At 62.6% G+C, this 22023-nt stretch carries 16 protein-coding genes, 1 other RNA gene and 1 pseudogene; 8 read left to right on the top strand and 10 right to left on the bottom strand.

The features are described from left to right. Nucleotides 1–133: 133 nt before the first annotated feature. The 4 genes from ssrA (at nt 134) to QEZ49_RS16775 (ending at nt 3036) form a co-directional block, all read left to right on the top strand. Nucleotides 134–533, top strand: a transfer-messenger RNA (tmRNA) gene (gene ssrA, locus QEZ49_RS16790). A 74-nt stretch (nt 534–607) separates the two neighbouring features. Then, a complete protein-coding gene (locus QEZ49_RS16785; protein ID WP_280388487.1) occupies nt 608–1324 on the top strand; it encodes a ClpXP protease specificity-enhancing factor SspB in 717 nt (238 codons plus the stop codon). A 501-nt stretch (nt 1325–1825) separates the two neighbouring features. Next, a complete protein-coding gene (locus QEZ49_RS16780; protein WP_280388486.1) occupies nt 1826–1957 on the top strand; it encodes a hypothetical protein in 132 nt (43 codons plus the stop codon). A 506-nt stretch (nt 1958–2463) separates the two neighbouring features. Then, nucleotides 2464–3036 carry a hypothetical protein gene (locus QEZ49_RS16775; RefSeq protein ID WP_280388485.1) on the top strand — a complete coding sequence of 191 codons (573 nt, stop codon included), beginning with the start codon at nt 2464–2466 and terminating at the stop codon, nt 3034–3036. A gap of 317 nt (nt 3037–3353) precedes the next feature. On the opposite strand, the gene QEZ49_RS16770 is transcribed toward QEZ49_RS16775, so the two are convergent. Beyond that, a complete protein-coding gene (locus QEZ49_RS16770) occupies nt 3354–4706 on the bottom strand; it encodes a UDP-glucose/GDP-mannose dehydrogenase family protein (RefSeq protein ID WP_280388484.1) in 1353 nt (450 codons plus the stop codon). 567 nt (nt 4707–5273) lie between these two features. Between QEZ49_RS16770 and fumC the strand changes: the two are divergent. From fumC to QEZ49_RS16755, 3 genes and pseudogenes are all read left to right on the top strand, one after another. Continuing rightward, nucleotides 5274–6690: pseudogene (gene fumC / locus QEZ49_RS16765) on the top strand (class II fumarate hydratase). Between the two features lie 38 nt (nt 6691–6728). Further along, nucleotides 6729–7034, top strand: coding sequence for a DUF4169 family protein (locus QEZ49_RS16760; protein ID WP_280388483.1), 306 nt, complete (start codon nt 6729–6731; stop codon nt 7032–7034). Next, nucleotides 7031–7354, top strand: a complete 324-nt coding sequence (locus tag QEZ49_RS16755; RefSeq protein WP_348534825.1) for a ribbon-helix-helix domain-containing protein — start codon at nt 7031–7033, stop codon at nt 7352–7354. Before QEZ49_RS16760 ends, QEZ49_RS16755 begins: the two co-directional genes overlap by 4 nt. A gap of 77 nt (nt 7355–7431) precedes the next feature. Here QEZ49_RS16755 and QEZ49_RS16750 read toward each other — a convergent pair whose 3' ends face one another. Together QEZ49_RS16750 and QEZ49_RS16745 are read right to left on the bottom strand one after the other, a co-directional pair. Continuing rightward, nucleotides 7432–9915: an AsmA-like C-terminal region-containing protein gene (locus QEZ49_RS16750; RefSeq protein ID WP_280388482.1), complete on the bottom strand. Its 2484-nt coding sequence runs from the start codon at nt 9913–9915 to the stop codon at nt 7432–7434. A 33-nt stretch (nt 9916–9948) separates the two neighbouring features. Further along, the gene (locus tag QEZ49_RS16745; RefSeq protein ID WP_280388481.1) at nt 9949–11490 is read right to left on the bottom strand and encodes an AsmA family protein; all 1542 of its coding nucleotides are present in this window, start codon (nt 11488–11490) and stop codon (nt 9949–9951) included. Between the two features lie 632 nt (nt 11491–12122). Between QEZ49_RS16745 and QEZ49_RS16740 the strand changes: the two genes are divergently transcribed. After that, on the top strand, nt 12123–14507 hold the full coding sequence (locus QEZ49_RS16740) for a UvrD-helicase domain-containing protein (protein ID WP_280388584.1): 2385 nt from the start codon (nt 12123–12125) through the stop codon (nt 14505–14507). 36 nt (nt 14508–14543) lie between these two features. Here QEZ49_RS16740 and QEZ49_RS16735 read toward each other — a convergent pair whose 3' ends face one another. The 7 genes from QEZ49_RS16735 to QEZ49_RS16705 form a co-directional block, all read right to left on the bottom strand. Continuing rightward, complete coding sequence (locus QEZ49_RS16735; protein WP_280388583.1) at nt 14544–15038, bottom strand: GrpB family protein; 495 nt, start codon at nt 15036–15038, stop codon at nt 14544–14546. A 15-nt stretch (nt 15039–15053) separates the two neighbouring features. Next, complete coding sequence (gene map, locus QEZ49_RS16730; protein WP_280388480.1) at nt 15054–15812, bottom strand: type I methionyl aminopeptidase; 759 nt, start codon at nt 15810–15812, stop codon at nt 15054–15056. A 167-nt stretch (nt 15813–15979) separates the two neighbouring features. Then, nucleotides 15980–17323, bottom strand: a complete 1344-nt coding sequence (locus QEZ49_RS16725; protein ID WP_280388479.1) for a folylpolyglutamate synthase/dihydrofolate synthase family protein — start codon at nt 17321–17323, stop codon at nt 15980–15982. 113 nt (nt 17324–17436) lie between these two features. Continuing rightward, entirely contained in the window at nt 17437–18507 is a 1071-nt protein-coding gene (gene accD / locus QEZ49_RS16720; RefSeq protein ID WP_280388478.1) for an acetyl-CoA carboxylase, carboxyltransferase subunit beta, read from the bottom strand. A 186-nt stretch (nt 18508–18693) separates the two neighbouring features. Further along, a complete protein-coding gene (gene trpA / locus QEZ49_RS16715; RefSeq protein WP_280388477.1) occupies nt 18694–19521 on the bottom strand; it encodes a tryptophan synthase subunit alpha in 828 nt (275 codons plus the stop codon). Nucleotides 19522–19603: 82 nt separating this feature from the next. Then, the gene (gene trpB, locus QEZ49_RS16710; protein WP_068460669.1) at nt 19604–20875 is read right to left on the bottom strand and encodes a tryptophan synthase subunit beta; all 1272 of its coding nucleotides are present in this window, start codon (nt 20873–20875) and stop codon (nt 19604–19606) included. A gap of 58 nt (nt 20876–20933) precedes the next feature. Next, entirely contained in the window at nt 20934–21608 is a 675-nt protein-coding gene (locus QEZ49_RS16705) for a phosphoribosylanthranilate isomerase (protein ID WP_280388476.1), read from the bottom strand. Nucleotides 21609–22023 lie beyond the last annotated feature (415 nt).

The raw sequence follows: 22023 nt of genomic DNA, 5'->3' as shown, positions 1-22023 counted from the left end.
TGTCAGCTTCCCGTCCCCCGGTCGATACTTTGAACATCATGCGCCGTTGTCGGCCTTTGATCGGCGCCCGCATGCTTACCAATTGCTTGCGAAGATACAGCCTTGTCATATCCGCAGACTGCGCGGATGAAGCAGGCTTTTTTTCTGGCGCGTCTGGCTCTATATTCACAATGCTGGATTCGTCCAGCTATGGCGATAAACGCGGTCGAAATAAGCCGTTCGGACCCGGGGGCGGTACCCGGCGCCTCCACCAATTTCTCCCTGCCGCACTGTGCGACTGTCTCCCGCAAGGGAAAATGGCCGCTATCGGCAGGGAACCATGGGGGCGAACTAGGATCGACGAAGGTGTAAAGGGCTTAGCTTTTGCTCGGCATGGTTCCGCCGTTATCGGGCCGTTCAGAATAGTTGCAAATGACAACTATGCTGAGGCTGCTCTCGCTGCGTAATGCGGCGCGAAATGCCTAAACTAAGTCCTTGCCCTTAGCCGGGTAAGGCGCGGTCCGGAGGGCACCGGGCAACAGAAGCCCTCCATTCAATAACTCGCGCCGTGCCAGCCTTTATAGGATACGGCCGGGGGTGCGTTAGCCGGGGACTGACAGCGAGACCGATGGCGGCTGAGCCAACGATCGACTACGAGACCTTAACCCAGGATGCCATGCGTGGCGTCGTGCGGACGGTCCTTGCCCAGGCGGCCAAAACCGGCCTGCCGGGTGATCACCATTTCTATATCTCCTTCGACACCACCGCCTCGGGCGTCGTGCTGTCGAAACGGCTGCGGGACAAATACCCCGCGGAGATGACAATCGTACTTCAGCATCGCTTCTGGGATCTGCTGGTCTCCGAAGCGGGCTTTGAGGTGAAGCTCACCTTCGACGGTATTCCAGAGCGGCTCGTCGTGCCCTTCAGCGCCATTCGCGTCTTCTTCGACCCGAGCGTGCGCTACGGCATGCAGTTCGATGGCCCCGATGGCGGCGAGCCTGAACTCGACCAGGACGACGCCTTCACCCCCCGTCTGGCAGGCAACCCCGACGAGCGGGCCAACGGCGGCCGGACCGCAACATTGCGCTCAACCGCCCCCAAGAAGCCACGGGTGCCGCGCAAGTCTGCCTCCACCGGTTCCAAGCCTGAGGTTCCCGGCAGCACCGAGCAACCGGCCCCAGCCGCGACCACATCCTCGCAGCCGGAGCTGAAGGGTGCGCCGATGTTTGAATCGGTCTCCATCAAGGATGATGAGAGCAAGACGGCTGACACGCCTGCCGCCGCTTCAACCGGAAACGGCAGTGGCGCCCAGATCGTCAGCCTCGACGCCTTCCGAAAGAAGTAAGTGAGAAGGGCGCGGAACGGCGCCCTCTCCTCTATCCTTCGCTTCTCCCCTGCCTCTCCCGGCCCATTCTCTTTAGTCCCGCGCCTCCGCCATCCGGTTGCACCGACGCAACCGGCGGCTGGCGCTTGCCTGTGCCCTTTCTTTGCCTGGCCGATCTTCCCGCCCGGGCAACGCAGCAGCGTCTGCCCTGCGGGCGGGAGGAGCTTAAGTTGTTCCTCCGGATACGGCCCGACCACATAATCCATCGGAACACACCGCGTTCGGTGTTGAGATCGCATCCGACCGGCTGCTGGATTTATCACGGCTGCCGCTGGCGTCCGATTTCCACGTCTGGACCGATCTGACCGACTACACTGGCTGTCAGGCATTTGCCGACGCAGCCCGCGCGGCCGGAGCTGCGGCCATCCGCTACCTCTCCGCACGCGACCCGAGCAAGGGCTGCAACGTGGCCATTCTCAACTGTGCAGCGTTCGGCAAGTCGGCCCCTGTCGATCAAGAGACATGGCGCATGCGGTTCAGCGCCCATGGGGTGCTGGCGCTGTGCGAAGCTCCGTCGGAGCGCTTGAGTTTCCGCGCGATACATTCGCCGCCGATCCTCGCATCGCGGCGCTGAACTGGGTGCGTGACGCATAACAGCGCCCTACAGCGACCAATCAACATTCCGCCGCACCGCAATTTCCGCCCGCCCGCGTGACCATCAGGCTCGCCAGATCGAGCCGCATTAACCGTGAGTGGCACCGCATGCGGGCGATCGTCCCCAGCTTTGCGGCGAGCCGCACGACACTCATCCGAAGCTGAATGCCGCCTGCGGATGCGATGCGTCGTCGTTCATTCAGGAACAAGATCGCGTGGCCGCGACGGATACTTGGGCGCGGGAATTATCTGCACGGTGACGCCATTGCGCATATCGATATGCACGGACCGAAGCACGCCGCATCCATGTGCACGCCCCGTGAACTGGACCGGCACACCCCTGTTCATGAGCGAGACGCGGCCAGCACCCGAACAATTTTATCGATCGGCATCTCGACGCGACGCGATGCGCTCATCCCCCAGCCGACAAGCGCTGCAACGCCCTATTTCACTGCAAAACCGGGCATCGATGTACGCGCTGGCGAAGTATTGCGCCGTACTGATGCGTGATCGCGCGGGTGCTGCGGCGCGTGTTTCGAAGTGCGCGATGCTTCACGCAACACCGCGATGCACGCCGCCTCGCACATCACCGATGCGTAGCGCAGAACGCGATCAACGACGCCATCAGCAACGTATCGCATCACGCTGCGACGTGCATCGAGATGTGCATCTCAGAACAGTTGCGCACGATTGATGCACCGTTCACGCACGCAAACATCGACGAACAAAAAAATTCCCGCTACAACATCAGCAGTAAGATGAGGCACCGTATGCCCCAAGCAGCTGAACCACCATTTGCACGCGCGCTCTCAATGGCAAGACGACGTCATGCACGCAGGCGAGCAACAGTTCGTTATCGTCACTCCAACGCGACGCAACGAAACAGCCGCACTGCTAACAAACCTGAACCGTGCGGCCTGCTTTCAGCGCCGACGTTGCAGCTTCGACGCTTTCGCCGGTTCCATCTTCAACGCAACCATGTTCGCTCTGGCCCCCAGCGCCGCGCACACAGCCGCCTTCAACAGGCGCGCCGCTTTACCATCTCTCTCCAGATCAAACGCCAGGCGCTCGCCCTTTGATTGCGGACGCGCGGCAGGTGGAAACCGCACAGAACTCGCCGGGATGCGCCGCTCCGGTTGGTGTTAATCGTCTCGTTTCTTCCCGCCGGATCATGCTTCGACGGTCCATTGCGGCGCGAATGCTGGCCCGCCTGTCGCGAGGGCGGCGCTCCACTTCTGCAGCGCGAAAGCCGAGCACAAGCAGGGTCCGGCGCTGACCTGCAGCAGTGCAGAACGCCCAACCCCGCATATTGAACAGTGCAATCCGCCAATGAAAAAGGCCGCGTCCCTATCCGGGGCGCGGCCTGAATTTTGGTAGCCGTTACAGCCTTAACGCATCAAACCGCGCGCAGCGCCGCACGCGCCGGAGCCAGATCGCTCTCATCCGGCTTGCGCCCCACCGCCGTGTAACGCAGGCCCGCCGCATGGGCGAGCTCGGCCGAGAATACGTTGCGCAGGTCAACCAGCACGTCGCCCCGCATCCGGGCCTTGGCCGCAGCGAGATCAAGCCCGCGGAACTCGTTCCATTCCGTCACCGTCACCAGAACGTCGGCGCCCTCAGCCACCTCAAGCGCGCTGTCGCACCAGATCACACCGGGCAACAGCGGGTCGGCCTGCTTGCGGCCTTGCGGATCAACCACCCGCACCGTTGCGCCCCGTTCCTGCAGCATCGGCACGATGGTGAGGCTCGGCGCATCGCGCATGTCATCGGTATTTGGCTTGAAGGTGACGCCAAGCAGCCCGACGGTGAGCCCGCGCACCGAACCGCCCGCCGCCGCCTCAATGCGGTGCGCCATGGCGATCTTGCGCTCGTCATTCACGCGCTGCACCTGCTCGATGATGCTGACTGGCGACTTGTTCTCCCGCGCGGTGCGGATCAGCGCCGACACATCCTTGGGGAAGCACGAACCGCCATAGCCCGGCCCCGGATGCAGGAACTTGTCGCCAATGCGGCGATCCTTACCGATGGCGGAGGCAACCTCCTGCACGCCAGCGCCCACGACCTCGCACAGATCGGCGATTTCGTTAATGAAGCTGATCTTCATCGCCAGGAAGGCATTGGCCGCATACTTCGCCAGCTCAGCCGACTCGCGGCCGACGAACATCACCGGCGCATTGCGCAGGGCCAGCGGCTTATAAAGCCGGTTCATCACAGCGCGGCCACGGTCATCATCGACGCCGACAAGGACGCGGTCGGGATGCATGAAATCGCCGATGGCCGAACCTTCGCGCAGAAATTCCGGGTTGGAGCAAACGGCAAACTCGGCATCCGGGCGCGCGGCACGCAAGCGATCTTCGATCTCGCGACTGGTGCCCACCGGCACCGTGGACTTGGTGACGATAACGGTGAAGCCCTCAATGTGCGGCGCAAGCTCTTCCACTGCCGCATACACATAAGAGAGATCAGCGTAGCCATCGCCACGGCGCATCGGCGTGCCTACGGCAAGCAGGATAACATCCGCCGCCTTTGCTGCCGGGCCCAGCTCATTGGTGAAGCGCAGACGTCCCGCCTGCATGTTCCGCTGCAGGAGATCATCGAGACCAGGCTCATAGATCGGCGACTTACCGGCGTTCAACTCTTCAAGCCGCTGCGGGTCCTTGTCGACGCAGGTCACGTTCCAGCCGAATTCGGAAAAACAGGCCGCGGACACAAGCCCAACGTAGCCGGCGCCGATCATGCAAATGTTCATCTATCCCACCGCGAGGACCGCTGGCCGCTCATTGGCCAAACTCCCCTCGCCTCCCTTCGCTTGGACAAGATCACCTGAATATTAGACTCAACTCAGCCAATCACGCACACCGGCTGTCGTTCACATTCCGACGCATGGCGCAACGCGCGACATGGCGTGACTGACCCGATCTGCTGCGCCGTCTTGCGGGCGACCGCCAGTTAACTAATCCCATTCCGATCGCTGTGCCATTGCCCAACGTGTCCCTGCACTAACCGGCGGAGATTGCGCAGCGATGCGGCCTGACGTCGCGATTGCCCTCAGGCTCGACGGCGGCGACCCACAGCAACCGCCGCATGTCGATGTCCGGAGCGCTGACAACAGCAACGAGCCTTTTGCCTGTATGCCCCGGTTGTGACTGCCGCATGAAGAGACATTCGCTGCCTTCGCATTGAGCCAGAACGTTTATCCTGAGATTTTATCACCGAGGCGGCGGCGCAGGTGTCACCCAAGCGGCCACCTTGGTGAAATAGCTGCTGCTGTGATAAGCGGCATGCCTCAGATTTTTCCGCAATTGGGGCACCTCGCATGAGCACGCAAGACAAAAAGACCCGCACCGAAACCGACACCTTCGGCCCCATCGAAGTTGCCGCAGACCGCTATTGGGGCGCACAGGCACAACGCTCGCTGGGCAACTTCAAGATCGGCTGGGAGAAGCAGCCGCTGCCGATCGTGCGCGCCCTGGGCATCGTCAAGCGCGCCGCTGCGGAAACCAACATGGCGCTTGGCCGCCTCGATCAGACCATCGGCGACGCGGTCGTGAAGGCGGCGCAGGAAGTGATCGAGGGCAAGCTCGACGATCATTTCCCGCTCGTGGTCTGGCAGACCGGCTCGGGCACGCAGTCGAACATGAACGCGAATGAGGTGATTTCGAACCGCGCCATCGAGATGCATCGGCGGCGAGCAGGGCTCGCAAGAAGCCCGTGCACCCGAACGATCACGTCAACATGAGCCAGTCGTCGAACGATACGTTCCCGACCGCCATGCACATCGCGTGCGCCGAGGAGATCGCGCACCGACTGCTGCCGGCGCTCGCAGCAGTCTGCTGCAACGCCCTGCAACGACAAGGCCAATGCCTGGAACGATATCGTCAAGATCGGCCGCACCCATACGCAAGATGCAACGCCGCTGACGCTGGGTCAGGAGTTCTCCGGCTATACCGCAGCAGGTGGCCAAACGCGCATCAAGCGTGATGAGTCGACGCTGCCGTCACTGATGGAGCTGGCGCAGGGCGGCACGGCTGTCGGCACCGGCCTCAATGCACCTGGCGGGCTTTGCGGAAAAGGTGGCTGAACGCGTCGCCGCCATCACCGGCCTCGCCGTTCACTAGCGGCACCGAACAAGTTTGAAGCGCTGGCGGCGCACGATGCGATGGTCGATCTGCCACGGCGCCATCAACACGCTGGCCGCGTCGCTGTTCAAGATCGCCAACGACATCCGCTTCCTTGGCTCCGGCCCGCGCTCCGGTCTTGGCGAGCTGTCGCTGCCGGAGAACGAGCCGGGTTCGTCGATCATGCCGGGCAAGGTTAACCCCACGCAGTGCGAGGCGATGACGCAGGTTTGCGTACAGATCTTCGGCAATAATGCTGCCATTACGTTTGCGGGCAGCCAGGGCCATTTCGAGTTGAACGTGTTCAACCCGGTGATGGCCTATAACTTCCTGCAGTCGGTGCGGTTGATGGCTGACGCCGCGGTCTCGTTCACCGAGAACTGTGTCGTCGGCATCGAGCCGCGCGTCGATAACATCAAGGCCGGTCTCGATCGTTCGCTGATGCTCGTCACCGCGCTGGCGCCAAAGATCGGCTACGACGCGGCGGCCAAGATCGCCAAGACCGCCCACAAGAACGGCACCACGCTGCGTGAAGAAGCGGTCGGCGGCGGCTATGTGACCGATGCCGAGTTCGATGAGATCGTCGATCCGCGCAAAATGCTGGCGCCGGATTGATCGAATGAGCGCCTGTTAACGCGACCGGCGGCAATCGAATGATTGCCGCCGCCGTAAAGCCGGAGGCCATCGTGACTGCTGAGATCATCAACCTACGGCGCGCGCGCAAGGCCAAGAACCGGCGCGATGCAGAAGCACGCGCAGAGGAAAACCGCATCGCTTTCGGCCGCACAAAGGCGGAACGTCAGGCGACGGATGCTGCGAATGCACTGGAAGCCCGCAAGCTGGACGGCCTGCTACTGGAGCGTAATAGCTCGAACGCCGACGACAGCCCGGAGCGCGATGCTCCTGCGCCCGAACAGCCGACGCCCGATGACGATCCTGCCAACGGGCCGAGCCAGTGATCGACGCCCCCGCGACATCCGCCGATGACGAAACTCACGCGCACGATGACGCTCGCGATACCGACGCCGAACCTTCAACCACCGCGGCTCCGACGCGCCCGGTGAAGCGCTCATTCTCCATCAAGGGACACCGCACCTCTATTTCACTGGAAGCAGCTTTCTGGACCGCTTTGCAGGAAATCGCGGCGGAGAAAGCGAGCACCCTCGCTGGCCTGGTCGCGAGCATCGATGCCACGCGCGGCGAAGCGGGCCTTTCAAGCGCAGTGCGCATCTGGGTGCTCGAATACTATCGCAGCCGAGGTCTGCCGCACAGCGATTGATCGCTTGCCGCAATCCGGATTTCCGCCCGCGCAACGAACAACGCGCGGGGGCCGCATCGTGCCACCCGCGCCTCCGCTTACCAGTTCTGCAGGCTGCGCAGGATTTGCTCCGCAGGGCCGATCTGCTTCTGCGCCGCCGGACGCCGTGGACGTCCGTTACCGTTGCTACCAGCAGATGACGATGTGGTTGTAGCAGCCGGCTGTTGGGGAATGCTGCCCGCTTCCGTCGGCGCGACAACCGCAGGATCGATAGGCGATGCGCCGAACGTAACGATTTCCTGCCCAGGCACCTGCGGGACAACAACGCCCAACGCGCTGGCACTGGAAGGCGGCAGGGCTGGCGCCGCACCGTTGGCGGATGTTGCTCCGCTGCGGTCAAACCCAAGCGGCGCCGCAGTTGGCGCTGGAGCCGGTGACGGCAGCGGAACCGGAGCAGCCTCGTCTTCATCCGCCTCACGCGCGCGGCGACGCTCTTCCTGACGCTTCACACGCTCGGCGTCGGCCTGATGCAGCCGCTCAAGCTGGTCGGCATCGAGCTCAAGCTTGCGGATCGCCAGTTCACGCTCCAGCGGTTCATGGGCAATGCGCGTTGAAGGCGTCCACGCATCCGGCAAGCGGCCGGTGTAGACAACGCTGATCGGCGGCAGCGTCGCAACGCGCGCAGCTGGCGTCGGCGCCGGAGCCGCCAACGGCTGACCGGCGCTATCATCGCCAGCATCCGCATCGCTGTCAGCGGAAACAGCGGGCTCTGCCGGCTGACCAGACAATGCATTCGGGGTCGGCTGCACCAGCCAGGAGCTGTCGAACATCATCGATGCAAGATCGACAGTCGTATCCACCTTGGTCGAACCAGCGTCGGAATCGAGGGTGAACGACGCCAGCTTTGCGGCGCCATCGCCGATTTCAATCGGAATGATGCGCTGCCCCACCATGACCTCACGCGAAGTGAACGCCGTCCGCAGTGCCTCCGCAAGTTCTTCGCCGCTGGCACCAGCCTCGCCCGCCAGCGCCGCCCGCGCCGTGCTGACGACTGCCTGCGGTGTGGGCACGCGCATCAGCAGATTGCCAAGGCGCAATTCACCCGCACCCGTTGCCACCGACACCATCGTACCGGGCGTCGAAGCGCGCGCCTTGATATCAAGTGCAAGGCTGGCCTGCTGCTCGGCCATCTCTGCATTGTCGGTCTTGCGGATACGCATATCGCTGACGTTCACCTCAGCATCAAGCGCAGCGCCACCAGAGGCCTTTTCCAGCACCACACGCGATGTCAGCTCGCCGCCCAGCAAGCGACCTTGCAGCTTGTTCACTTCAACCTTGCCCGGCGTCAGCGCTATTTCCACGCGCGCCTTGGCAATCGCCATCCCATCAATCACCGACAGCGATCCGAAGTCGACGCCCAGCTTGCCTTCGACACCATCGAGCGCCGAAAAATCAAACGCGCGTTCGGGCCAGATTGACCGCCCTGCCGTCAAAGGCTCGGCGGTGTCCGCGCCCTCAACCGTGATCGTCTTATGGTCCGTCACTAGAGCGAGAAGCCCGGGAACGGTTGCAGCATCGACATCCAGTTCGCCGGTGACGATGGCCGGTCCCTCGCTTGGATACGCAAGCGCCAGCGTTCCGCTGACTTTGCTGTTCCCCACACGAATATCGCGCAGATCAAGCTCCGTGGCGTGGCTTGCGGAAGCGACCCGCAGCGTACCAACCACCGGTGTCTCACTGAGCGTAACACCGCCGCCAAGCCCTGCGACGGACATAACCTCGCCCAGCCCGCGGGCCGACAACCGCAACTCACCATCAAGGGTGCTGCCGCCAGTGGCGGGCAACACGGCACGACCATCATAACCCAGGAACAATTGCGGCCCCTGCGCGGAGGCCGAAACCGTCATGGCCTGGGTCGGTACGCCGACTGCCTTGATGAACACCTCGCCCGCTTTCGGCGTGGCCGACGCCGGAAGCTGCGCCTGATCGCGCGCGCCGAGGCTGGCCAGAATACGCGCGACATCAGGACTGGAATTGATGGTGAGCGTGATGTCGGCAGGCGCAGCGCGCCAGTTACCCAAGCCACCATCCAGCATAGCCGTAGCGATCAGGCGACCGGTGCCCTGCACCGCGCCATCGGCGGTAATGTCAGCTGAACCGGAATTGCGAGCGCCAAGTCCGATGCTGCCGGCCACGCTCATCGGTGCCAGCGTCGAGAAAATTGCCGCCTGATCGCGCAACTCCTGCGGCGGATCCAGCAGCGAAACCAGCGCAGAATAACTGGCCGCCGCAGGCACCTTCATCGCCCAGCGCAGCGCGCCCTGCGGTGTCGAAGCCGCATCACGGACGTCGCCCTCAAGATCGAACTTCAATCCATCGGCGGTATCGAACCGGCACGTGCGAATGGCGAGTTTTCCGCCGTCAACGCCAAGGTCCAACGAAACGTTGCGCAGCTTCTGCTCGCCGGCGAGAAACTGGCCGGCACGCAGCCGCACGTCAAAATCCATCGTCTGCGGATCGAACCAGGCAAATTTCTCCGCACCCGGCGCAACCGCAGCATCAGTTCCGTTACGGCTGATCACGCGCTTGAATGCGCCGATACCAGCCTGCCAGAACTAGCCCGCATCCACTTCAGCGCCTTCCAGCACCACCTGCACACGCGGGCGTTCGCCACGCAGCAAATGGAACTCGCCCGTTAGCGGTCGCCCGGCAACCTCGACACCCGCTTCGGTAAGACGAATGCCGCCATCGCTCATGGCAAGCTGGCCCTGCAGCGAAAACGCTCCGTCATTGCGCAGCGCCTCAGCCAGAGCGCGGCCCTTAGCCGACCAATCGAGGAAGCGCGCCAGACTGGTGCCGTGCAACGTCACGTCACCGCGGAACGACTGGCCGCTGGCCTGCTCCGCAACCGCACCATCAAGCGCGAGCTTTGTCCCTCCGGGCAGGCTGGCACGAAGACGATCCAGATGTAGCACGCCGTCCGTACGCGCCAGTTCCAGCCGTGTGCCGCTGACAGGCTCGCCGCCGAGGTTCGCCTGATCCAGATCCAGGGTAACCTTGCTGTCAGCGTTTTTCGGCAGCGCCGCCATCACGGCGCCGATGAAATTGCGTGCGGTCGCGATCGGATTGTCGGCGCCTTCGTCAGTCGTGGACAGCAGGTCGAGATCGAGCCAGCGCGACGTCAGTCCCATATCGACGCTGAGAGCCTCTTCCCAGCGCGCGGTGGCGGCGCCGGAAATGAGCTGCGGCTGGCCAACGTTCTCGAACGTCATGGCGATATCGTCGACGCGCATGCCGGTCGCATTGCCGTCAATCTTGGCGCGGAAGTCGATAACGGGCGGCAGCTTTTTGCCGCCCGGAGCAGCGCCCGTCCGGTTCGCCTGCGCAAGCGCTCCCGATGCAAGCGCCAGCTTTGCCGTCAGGTCACCACTGATCCGCGGCGCGTTTTTAATGTCATCGATGCGGCCATCGACAGAGTACGAACTCAGGTGGTCACCTTCGTCGCGCACTGTCGCCTTGAATCGCAGGCTGCCGTCAGCCTCTGTCGCGCCCGTTACGAGACGCACCTCGCGCGTGCCCTCGCGCCAATGCGTCGTGCCCTTGAACCCGAACGGACCTGAAAACAGATCGGCCTTCAATTCGCCATTGATGCCGGTGAGATCCGCGAAGTTGATGCCGCGCGGCCCGAACAACGCAACGCTGCCGTCATTCACCATCACCGACTGCAGCGTCACGCCAGCCGGAACAAACGGCAAGGAACCCGGCGCAATGCTGAAGTCGCGCCAGTTGCCTGCGCCTTCGGCATCAACCGCCAGCCGCAGCTCCGGCTTTTCCAGCACCACCTCGTTGGCTTCAATGATGCCCTTCAGCAGCGGCGGCACTGAAAGCCGCATGGTGAAGCTTTCCGCCCGGAACAGCGGCTCACCCGTCGCGCCCGTGGGGTCGGCGATGCGCAACTTCTCGAAGCTGACATAGGGCTGCGGCAGCAGGCGGACATTGACGTTGCCGCCGACGCGCACCTCACGACCGAGGATACGCGTTGCCTCCTCTTCGAAGACACCGCGATAGCCATTCCAGTCCACGAAGTAGGGGACGGCAAACAGCGCCGCGAGGGCAAGCGAGATCAGCCCCGCGATATAAAGAAGCCCGTTGCTCATCTAGCCGTTCAGAATCCCGATAGGCATTCGACCGTCCCTAAAGACAACGCAAAAACTTCCTGGTGGCGGCGGCTACCAGGCAGAGAGGCCAGGGTTCAATATCTCGCCAGTGACATTTCGTGCGCAGATCTCACGGAGGCCACCGGCTGCGGTTAGGGCATACACTAGCCTATTCGGCATGGCATGTCTGTGTCTGGCCCCGCTTTGGTGGAAAACGGCACCGCTTACCAATGGAAAATCCGGCGTTTGCACGGATTTGGTGCAAGCAGGCAGGCGGCACAGCGGCCAAATCCCCCACAACCTTATCGTCGCAGTGCCCGCTCCCCACATCAGGTGTGGGCGAAGGGCGCACAGGCGTTGCCGCACCAAGCCGGGTGATATAGTTCGGATGCATGGCGCATACAGGAAAACATTTCGCGAACGCGGGTCCCGTGGATGACGCGGACGAGCTTCCGTTTGATCTGCCACCGCGCGGGTCCACGGCAACCGTAGCTGCGTCTTCGGCCGACGATGACGAGCCGCCGTTCGACCTGCCCGCAGCACCGCCGAGCGCGCAAGCCCGACCGCAGCCGGAGCCGGATCGTGCTCCATCGCAGCGGGCGGACGCGCCAAGCGATGGCGGCGGCAAGCGGCTGTCGCTTTCCGCACGCGCGCTGCAAAGCTCCCAACGGCCGCCCGCAGAGCCGACCCCTTATCTCGATGGGCTTAATCCTGAACAGCGCGAAGCCGTTGAACGCCTCGACGGTCCGGTGCTGGTTCTCGCCGGTGCAGGCACCGGTAAAACGCGCGTACTGACAACGCGCATCGCACACATTCTGGCAACCGGCCGCGCCTATCCCGGCCAGGTTCTTGCCGTCACCTTCACCAACAAGGCCGCGCGCGAAATGAAAGAGCGCATCGGCAGCCTCGTCGGTGGCGCGGTGGAAGGCATGCCGTGGCTCGGAACGTTCCATTCCATCGGCGTGAAGATCCTGCGCCGCCACGCCGAACTCGTCGGCCTGAAATCCAGTTTCACCATTCTCGATCCGGACGACCAGCTTCGCCTGATGAAACAGGTGATTGAAGCCGAAGGTCTCGACAAGGATCGCTGGCCTGCGCGCCAGCTTGCTGGCGTGATCGACGGCTGGAAAAATCGCGGCCTGACGCCGGATAAAGTGCCCGCAGGTGAAGCCTATAATTTTGCCGACGGCAAAGGCACCAAGCTTTACGCCGCCTATCAGCAGCGCCTGAAGGAGCTGAACGCCTGCGATTTCGGCGATCTGCTGCTGGAAAACCTGCGCCTGTTCATGGACCATCCGGACGTGCTGGCCGATTATCAGCGCCGCTTCCGCTATCTGCTGGTCGATGAATATCAGGACACCAACGTCGCGCAGTATCTGTGGCTGCGACTGCTGGCAAAGAGTTCGCCCAACGTCTGCTGTGTCGGCGACGACGATCAGTCGATCTACGGCTGGCGCGGCGCGGAAGTGGACAACATCCTGCGCTTCGACAAGGATTTCCCCGGCGCGCACGTCATCCGGCTGGAGCGCAACTATCGCTCCACCGGCCACATTCTGGGTGCCGCATCGGGCCTCATCGCCAGCAATCGCGGCCGCCTCGGCAAGACGCTGTTCACCGATGGTGAGGACGGCAACAAGGTTGCTGTCTCAGCGGTCTGGGACGACGAGGAAGAAGCCCGCTTAATCGGTGACGACATCGAGCGCATGCACAAGAACGGTCAGCGGCTCAACGAGATTGCAATTCTCGTCCGCGCTTCTTTCCAGATGCGCGCGTTCGAAGACCGCTTCATCACCATGGGGCTGCCATACCGTGTCATCGGCGGCCCGCGCTTCTACGAGCGGCAGGAAATCAAGGACGCGATTGCGTATCTGGAAGTCACCGCCAACCCGACCAACGATCTGAAGTTCGAGCGCATCGTCAATGTGCCCAAGCGCGGGCTCGGCGACACCTCGGTGAAGCGGGTGCACGAGCTGGCGCGTGCGCGCGGCATTCCGATGTACCAGGCGGCGAAGATGATCGTCGAAACGGAAGAGCTTGGCGGCAAGGCGCGCAAGTCGCTCTCGGATCTCGTGCACAGTTTCGATCGCTGGCGTTCGCGCCTCGGTCACATCAAGCATACGGAGCTGGCCGAGCTGATCCTCGATGAGTCCGGCTACACCGCGATGTGGCAGGCCGATAAAAGCCCGCAGGCACAAACGCGGCTGGAGAACCTGAAAGAACTTGTGCGCTTCATGGACTCGTTCGAGACGCTGGAAGGTTTTCTGGAACACATCACGCTGGTGATGGACACCGAACAGACAGGCGATGGTGACCGCATTTCCATCATGACGCTGCACGCCGCCAAGGGGCTTGAGTTCGACAATGTCTTTCTTCCCGGCTGGGAGGAGGGGCTGTTTCCGCATCAGCGCGCGCTGGATGAAACCGGGCAGTCGGGCCTCGAAGAAGAACGCCGCCTTGCCTACGTCGGCATCACGCGCGCCAAGCGTCTCGCCAAGATTTCGTTTACTCAGAACCGCCGCACACGCGGGCTCTATCAATCGGCGCTGCCGTCGCGCTTCGTCGACGAACTGCCCGAAGATCATGTCGAGATCATCGAAACCAAGAAGCCGTTCGGCGATGCTTACCAGAATTTCGGTGGCACGTTCGGCCGGTCGGGCTACGGGCAGAGCCGTTTTGACGACGTGCAGACGCAGACGTTTGAAGGCAAGCACTACGGCACACCGGGCTGGCAGCGCGCACAGCAGCACACCCGCGATCAGAGTTCTGCGTCCTCGTCATCATCGGCGAAGCGCAAGTGGAGCCCTTCCGATCAACGCCGCAAGCGCGGGCCGCTGATGATCGAGGGCGAGCTGATTGCATCGTCAAGCGACAGCTCAAGCTATCGGCGTGGCGAGCGCGTTGTGCATCAGAAGTTCGGCCTCGGCACCGTTACCGATGTCGACGGCAACAAGCTGACGATCGAGTTTGACAGTGGGGAGCGCAAGCGCGTCGTCGACACCTTCGTCGATCGGGCTTGATGCTGAGCCGCAATCCGGTGGATGCGGCGGTTGCGTTCAACATGCCCCTGACAAAACGCGCGCGATGAATGCATTCTTCGCAGCCCTGTAGACTTCCATGTCAGTATTGTCGTGGGCACGCTTGAGCGCGCTGTATTCTTCGACGAGCCGGGGCGACTGGATAAGCGCCTCGGCGAACTGGTGGAAAAAATCGAAATTCCCGCCAATCACCGTCAACTGCAGACCGAGGTGGGGTTGTTGCGACGCATCCTCAAAAGCCGAGAAGCTATCAGTTCGGACTGATCCCCCGTTGCGCGCAAATCGCGATGCGAGCACGGCGTCCGCGCATGGAAAGTCGGCTACCGGAACGCGGATAACGACGTCCAGATCACCCTTCGTCAAACAGCCGGGAATGGCGGTTGCGCCGATATGACGAATTTCAGCTTCGACCGGCAGCAATGGCCGAAGCTGGGCGTCGATGTCATCAAACAGCCGTTGCGCCAGCTGCCTCGCCGTTTCAGTTTCGGCAAGTAGGAACAGTTGTTCGCTCATCGGCAAAGACTACCGCTAACCCGGCATTGTCACCACAAGCGCGCCGTTGCGGGTGGCAACAATGGTGTGTTCGTACTGCACGGTCGGTGCACGCGGGCTGCTGAAAAGCGTCCACTCATCACCGCCCAGCCCGCCGTCTTCGGCCAGTTCGCCGCCCATCGACAGGAACGGCTCGACCGTGAACACGAGGCCTTCGTTGATAATGCGCCGTTCGGATTTGTCCGGCCAGGTTGCGATTTCCCCCGGCTCTTCGTGCAGCGAATGGCCGACGCCATGACTGGCGAGATTGCGAATGAGCGTATAGCGGTTGCGGCGCGCAAACTCGCCGATTGCGTTGCCGATGCCGCTGAGCGGTTTGTCGGCGCCAACCTGGCGAATGCCCGTCCACATAGCGCGGCGGCCATCGCGGCACAGGCGGTCAATTGCCTTTGAAACCGGCGGCACCGTGAATGATGCGCCCGTGTCGGCGAACAGGCCGTTTTTCTGCGCCGAAACGTCGATGTTCACCAGATCACCGGCAGCGATTATCCGCGCGCCCGGAATGCCATGCGCGATCTCTTCGTTGACGCTAATGCATGTTGCGCCCGGAAAGCCGTAGCACAGCTCAGGCGCGGATTGCGCACCCTCAAGCTCCAGCAGGCGGCGGCCGATGTCGTCCAGCTCTGCCGTCGTCATGCCGGGTTCAATCGCAGCGCCCATCGCCGCCAGCGTATTGGCAACGATGCGGCCAATCTCCTTCAGGCGCTCAAGCTCATCCTCGCCTGCAATCGTCATGTATTGTCCTGCTGTTCTGTCGGGCTGACGAAAGTTGCGCGCAACAACGCGCCCACGTGCCTAGCGGCCGGCTCGCCGAAGGCGAGTCGCCAGGCACAACTAAAATGTTGCCGCCGAAGGCGGCCAGCGCGACGGCCGGCTCCGCGCAGCGGAGTCGTCGCGCGCAACTAATTAGACTGCGGCTCGACGCCTTCCTGCAGACCGAGCACGTGCCCGGCGAGATAAAGCGAACCGCAAATGAGAATGCGTTTCTGGCCTGGCGCCTCGGCATCGGTGCGCTTCAGTGCAGTGATAACATCTCCGGCGCTCTCAGCCCGAAGCCCAACCTCGCGCGCAACTTCGGCCAGCGCTTCCGGCGTGAATGTCGCCTCATGCGCGCCCGGGATCGGCACCGTCACCACATGGGCTGCAAGCCCACGGAACGGCGCCAGGAAATTGGCCGCGTCCTTCAGGCCCATCATGCCAACGACGAGATGCAGCGGCTTGGGTGAGCGCTCTTCGAGGTCGGCCAGCGTTTGCGCCAAAGCGCGGCCCGCCGCCGGATTGTGCCCGCCGTCGAGCCAGAGCTCCGCGTGTGCTCCCAGCATCGATGGCAGCGGCCCGGCATCGAGACGTTGCATGCGGGCTGGCCAGCGCACGTTCAACAGGCCCTTTTCAATCGCCTGCTCGCCAATGCCAAGATGCGGCAGCGCCTCCGCAAGACGCAGCGCCGCCGCGACAGCGGTGCCAGCATTCGTGATCTGATGGCTGCCGACCAGCGCCGGCAGCGGCAGATCGAGCAGCAGATCCTCAAGCTGCACAACCAGACGGCCGCGCTGTTCGTAAGCGTCGAAATGCTCGCCCCACACCGACAACGGCGCGCCCTGACGCAGCGCCACGGCGCGGATCACGTCCTCTGCAACAGGCTCCTGCTGCGAGATGACGGCCGGAACACCCGGCCGCAGAATACCAGCCTTCTCAGCGGTGATCTGCGCCAGCGTTGAGCCGAGCTTGTCGGAGTGATCGAGAGAGATCGGCATGATGACATCGAGCACCGGCTTCTCGACCACGTTCGTGGCGTCGAGCCTGCCGCCAAGCCCAACTTCGAGCAGCAGGACGTCGGCAGGATTTTCGGCGAACGCGAGGAACGCCGCCGCAGTGGTGATCTCGAACTGCGTAACATCATCGGCGCCATTAAGCGCCTGCGCGCGCGTCAGCACATCAACGAGCTGCTCCTCGCCGATCGGCGCTGCACGGCCATCGGGGCCGGCGAGTGCGATACGCTCGTGGAAGCGGACCAGATGCGGCGAAGTATAAACATGCACGCGCGCACCGGCCGCTTCCAGTATCGCCTTCAGATATGCGGTGACGGAACCTTTGCCGTTGGTGCCCGCAACGTGAACAACAGGCGGCAAACGGTGATGCGGATTGCCGAGCTTGCCCAGCAGACGCTCAACGCGGCCGAGCGAAAGATCGATCAGCAGCGGATGCAATAGCTTCAGTTCGGCGAGGAGCTTTGCGCTCGTGGGCATACGGCTCTCCCGCCGCTAACTATGATCTTGAAACGACGGCAGCACTCGAAGGCCTGTGCGACCCGGCTTTAGCAAGCCAGACCGCAAAACCGGCTTCGGATGCAGGCAGCGCATCAATGCTGCCTGTCGGTTGGTGAAGGGCGTGATGTAACCGCCTCAGCGTCGGCAACGCTCGGATCACGATGCTCGATCCGGGCTGGATCGAAGCGCTGCTCCGGCTCCAGAATTTCCGGCTCAACCGTCGTTCCGGTGTGGGCCTCAATCGTGCTGCCGCTGCCGTTGGTATGGCTTTTGCCGTTCAGGCGCGTCTTGTCGACGTGCTTGGCCGGTTCAACGCCCATCAGTACGTGGCAAAGACGGCTCAGCGTCTCGCGCATCTTGTGACGGTGCACGACCATATCGATCATGCCGTGCGCCAGCAGATACTCGGCGCGCTGGAAGCCTTCCGGCAGTTGCTCGCGGATGGTCTGCTGAATGACACGCGGACCGGCGAAGCAGATCAGCGCGCCCGGCTCAGCGATGTGGACATCACCCAGCATCGCATAGGACGCGGTGACGCCGCCGGTCGTCGGATCGGTCAGCACCACGATGTAGGGCAGCTTGGCTTCACGCAGACGCTGCACGGCGATGGTGGTGCGCGGCATCTGCATTAAAGACAGGATGCCTTCCTGCATTCGCGCGCCACCCGACGCCGCGAACAGGATAAACGGCGCGTTTTTCTCAAGCGCGCGCGTCATGCCCGCAATCACGCCTTCACCGGCCGCCATGCCAAGCGAACCCGCCATGAAGCGGAAGTCCTGCGCGGCAGCAACGGTGGTCAACCCGTCAAGCTTGCCCTCGCCGATAAGGACGGCGTCTTCAAGGTTGGTATCCGCCTTCGCATCACGCAGCCGCTCCGTGTAGCGCTTCTTGCCGTCACGGAATTTCAGCGGATCGACAGGCACCTGCGGCACCGGCACCTGCTCGAACCTGCCATCGTCGAACAGCAGTTGCAGGCGCAGGTCGGATGCCATGCGCATGTGATGGTCCGAGCCCGGAACGACAAACTGATTTGCCTCCAGGTCCTTGTAAAAGACCATCTGCCCGGACTCGGGGCATTTGATCCAGAGATTGTCGGGCACGTCGCGCTTCGTCGTCAGGAAGCTGCGGATCTTCGGCCGGACAACGTTATTGATCCAGTTCACGCTCTTGGCCTCTCAACGCTTGGCCGGACCGGTCGGCAATTGCTGCCTCCTCAGGCTCGGAACCCGGCCCCCCATCGGACCGATAGCCCCGCTTATATGGCGTTTTTCAGCGCCATGCCGCACTGCGGCAATTGGAGCGGTTAACAGCCGCTTCAACCTAATTACCCCGACGTGCCTTTGATATGCTCAGACTGCCCTAAGCGCAGCCGCCAGGGAGCCCACCAAATCTAAAACAGCAGGCACCGTCTTGCTAGTGGAGGTGCCATCTTCATTCAGGTTTTGGGCAATAGCCCCAACAAGGGCTGAACCGACCACAACCGCATCTGCCACCGCGCCAAGCGCCTTGGCCTGCTCCGCACTTTTTACGCCGAAACCGACCGCTACGGGAAGAGCCGTCGATTGCTTAATCAGCTCAATGCGCTTGTGAACTTTGTTAACGTCCGGTGCAGCGGTGCCGGTGATGCCGGTAATCGAGACATAATACAGAAAGCCTGAGGTATTCTGCAGCACCTTGGGCAGACGCTTTTCATCGGTGGTGGGCGTCACCAGCCGGATGAAATTGAGCCCAGCCTCCGCCGCCGGGATGCAAAGCTCGTCGTCCGTCTCCGGCGGCAGGTCGACAACGATCAGGCCATCGACGCCCGCTTCCCTGGCTTCGACCAGAAACTTGTCGTTCGGATAGACATAGATCGGGTTGTAATAGCCCATCAGAACGATCGGCGTATCCTGATCCTGCTTGCGGAACTCGGCGACCATATCCAGCGTGTCGCGCATCTTCTGCCCGGCCTTCAGCGCGCGCAGTGACGATGCCTGAATGGCCGGACCGTCCGCCATCGGATCGGAGAACGGCATGCCAAGCTCGATCACGTCGGCCCCCGCAGCGGGCAGGCCGAACAGGATCTGCTTGGAGGTTTCAAGGTCCGGATCACCCGCTGTGATGAAGGTGACGAGACCGGGACGGCCCTCACGTTTCAGTTCGGCGAAACGACGGTCGATGCGCGTTTGTGTGCTCATGCCTCAGCGGGCGTTGGCAGCAGCGGCAGCAGGATGGTGAAGCCAACCCGCGGAGCCGATGCCCGGCGCCCGTTCCCCTTCATCAGATGTCAATGCCGAGATAACCGGCAACCGCAAACACGTCCTTGTCGCCGCGTCCGCACATGTTCATGACCAGCAGATTGTCCTTCGGCAATGTCGGAGCAAGCTTGGTCACGAACGCCAACGCGTGCGAAGGCTCCAGCGCCGGAATAATGCCTTCAAGCTGCGCGCAGAGCTGGAACGCCTGCAACGCCTCGCTGTCGGTGGCAGGCACATAATTCACGCGGCCGGTATCCTTCAGCCAGGCGTGCTCCGGTCCGACGCCTGGATAATCGAGACCAGCCGAAATGGAATGACCTTCCAGAATCTGGCCCTCGCTATCCTGCAGCAGGAAGGTGCGGTTTCCGTGCAAAACGCCGGGCGTACCGCCCGTCATCGATGCGGCATGGCCGTTCTCGACCTCGATGCCGTGGCCGCCCGCTTCCACGCCATAAATCTTGACGCTGTCGTCATCGAGGAACGGATGGAACAGGCCGATCGCGTTGGAGCCGCCGCCGATGCACGCCACCAGCGTGTCGGGCAGGCGGCCCTCGGCCGCTTGCATCTGCTCGCGCACTTCCTTGCCGATGATCGACTGAAAATCGCGCACCAGTTCCGGGTATGGATGCGGACCAGCCGCGGTGCCGATGATGTAGTAGGTGTTGTCGACGTTGGTCACCCAGTCACGCAGCGCTTCATTCATCGCGTCTTTCAGCGTACCGGCGCCGCTGGTGACCGGATTGATCTTCGCCTTCAGCATGTGCATGCGCGCGACGTTCGGCTTCTGCCGCTCAACGTCCGTTGCGCCCATGAAGATCTCGCACGGCAAACCGAAGCGCGCGCACACGGTGGCGACGGCAACGCCATGCTGCCCTGCGCCGGTCTCGGCGATGATGCGCGTCTTGCCCATGCGCTTCGCCAGCAGGATCTGGCCGAGGCAGTTATTGATCTTGTGGCTGCCGGTGTGGTTCAGCTCATCACGCTTGAAATAGATCTTCGCGCCGCCATCACCGCCGTTTGCAGCCGCGACACCGCGCAGATGCTCGGTCAGGCGCTCAGCGTAATAGAGCGGACTCGGGCGGCCGGAATAGTGCGTGTTGAGATGCGATAGCTCGGCATGGAACGCCGGATCGGCCTTGGCGTCGTTGTAAGCCTTCTCCAGATCGAGGATCAGCGGCATCAGGGTTTCAGCAACGAACCGGCCGCCAAAAATGCCGAAGTGGCCGCGCTCGTCGGGGCCGCCGCGATATGTGTTGAGCTTGGCGTCCTGCGCCTGATCTGTCGCCGTCGACATTCTCAATCCTTTGTGGTCATCCCATCGGCCGCCAATCGTCCCGGCAGCCTCCGGACCTTCAGGGGGTCTGATTAGCCGTCTTTGCCGCGCTAATAAAGCGGCGGATGCGTTCAGCGTCTTTCACGCCGGGGCTGCTTTCGACGCCCGAGGAAACATCGACTGCCCGCACGCCGGTCAAACGCACCGCTTCAGCGACGTTTTCAGGCGTTAATCCACCCGCCAGAATGCAATCTGCCAGCAGATCATTGGCATCGCGTTCGACGGCGGCCAGTGCCTGCCAGTCGAAGGCCACCCCATTGCCGCCGGGCAACGCGCCGGGTTCATCGGCGCGCGGCTTGGCATCGAACAGCAGGCGATCAACGAAACCATCATAGGCCAGCGCACCATGCACATCGTCCGGCCCGGCGACACTCACCGCCTTCATCACCGGGATGCCGAATTGCCGGCGCACATCGTTGGCGCGCTTCGGGGTTTCCTTGCCGTGCAGCTGAATGAGATGCGGCGCCACTTCGCGCGCGATGGCTTCAAGCAGCGCATCATCGGCATCGACGACCAGCGCGATCACCTGCAGGCGTGCGCGCGCCATGTCGGCAAGCATGCGTGCCGTCGCCAGATCGACATTGCGCGGGCTACGCTCGAAAAACACCAGCCCGACATAGTCAGCGCCGGCATCGAGCGTCGACTGCATCGCTTCGGCAGTGTTGATGCCGCAGATTTTGACTTCAGTCGTCATCGCTCAACTGTCACCGGACCAACTTTTTGCGGCAATGCCGCTGCGCCTGCGCATTAAATCGAACCAAGGCGCCCGCGCACTTCCATGCTGATTTATGTCGAGGCCACTTTTGTACATGGTGGCACACAGGCGCAAGCGGACAAGGCGGCAATTCCTACAAGGCCATCGCTGCCTGCATGCGCTGAAATCTCGGTGCCACCGGGCCACTGGAGCGGCGAGATTGCTGGACCAATTGCTGCGCTAACCAGTTCGATGCTGGAAGATTGGCGCCACTTGCGCAACCACGCTGGCTTCCCTCGGCCGTGCTTTCCGTGCGGCTACGATATCGTAGGTCGCAAACTCATCGCTGCACGGTGAGCGACCGCCCGTCACACATATTTGCGACGCCTGCGTGCAATTGGATCAAGCAACAGCG

Source organism: Hyphomicrobium sp. D-2, assembly GCF_029872155.1.
Lineage (GTDB): Bacteria > Pseudomonadota > Alphaproteobacteria > Rhizobiales > Hyphomicrobiaceae > Hyphomicrobium_A.
Note: the sequence above shows the minus strand (reverse complement) of the source record. Positions and strands in the feature narration are given on the sequence as shown.

Coding starts and splice junctions, on each gene's coding strand:
- QEZ49_RS16785 (WP_280388487.1), top strand. CDS start 608: ATGGCGGCTGAGCCAACGATCGACTACGAGACCTTAACCCAGGATGCC.
- QEZ49_RS16780 (WP_280388486.1), top strand. CDS start 1,826: ATGGCGCATGCGGTTCAGCGCCCATGGGGTGCTGGCGCTGTGCGAAGC.
- QEZ49_RS16770 (WP_280388484.1), bottom strand. CDS start 4,706: ATGAACATTTGCATGATCGGCGCCGGCTACGTTGGGCTTGTGTCCGCG.
- QEZ49_RS16760 (WP_280388483.1), top strand. CDS start 6,729: ATGATTGCCGCCGCCGTAAAGCCGGAGGCCATCGTGACTGCTGAGATC.
- QEZ49_RS16745 (WP_280388481.1), bottom strand. CDS start 11,490: ATGAGCAACGGGCTTCTTTATATCGCGGGGCTGATCTCGCTTGCCCTC.
- QEZ49_RS16735 (WP_280388583.1), bottom strand. CDS start 15,038: ATGAGCGAACAACTGTTCCTACTTGCCGAAACTGAAACGGCGAGGCAG.
- map (WP_280388480.1), bottom strand. CDS start 15,812: ATGACGATTGCAGGCGAGGATGAGCTTGAGCGCCTGAAGGAGATTGGC.
- QEZ49_RS16725 (WP_280388479.1), bottom strand. CDS start 17,323: ATGCCCACGAGCGCAAAGCTCCTCGCCGAACTGAAGCTATTGCATCCG.
- trpA (WP_280388477.1), bottom strand. CDS start 19,521: ATGAGCACACAAACGCGCATCGACCGTCGTTTCGCCGAACTGAAACGT.
- trpB (WP_068460669.1), bottom strand. CDS start 20,875: ATGTCGACGGCGACAGATCAGGCGCAGGACGCCAAGCTCAACACATAT.
- QEZ49_RS16705 (WP_280388476.1), bottom strand. CDS start 21,608: ATGACGACTGAAGTCAAAATCTGCGGCATCAACACTGCCGAAGCGATG.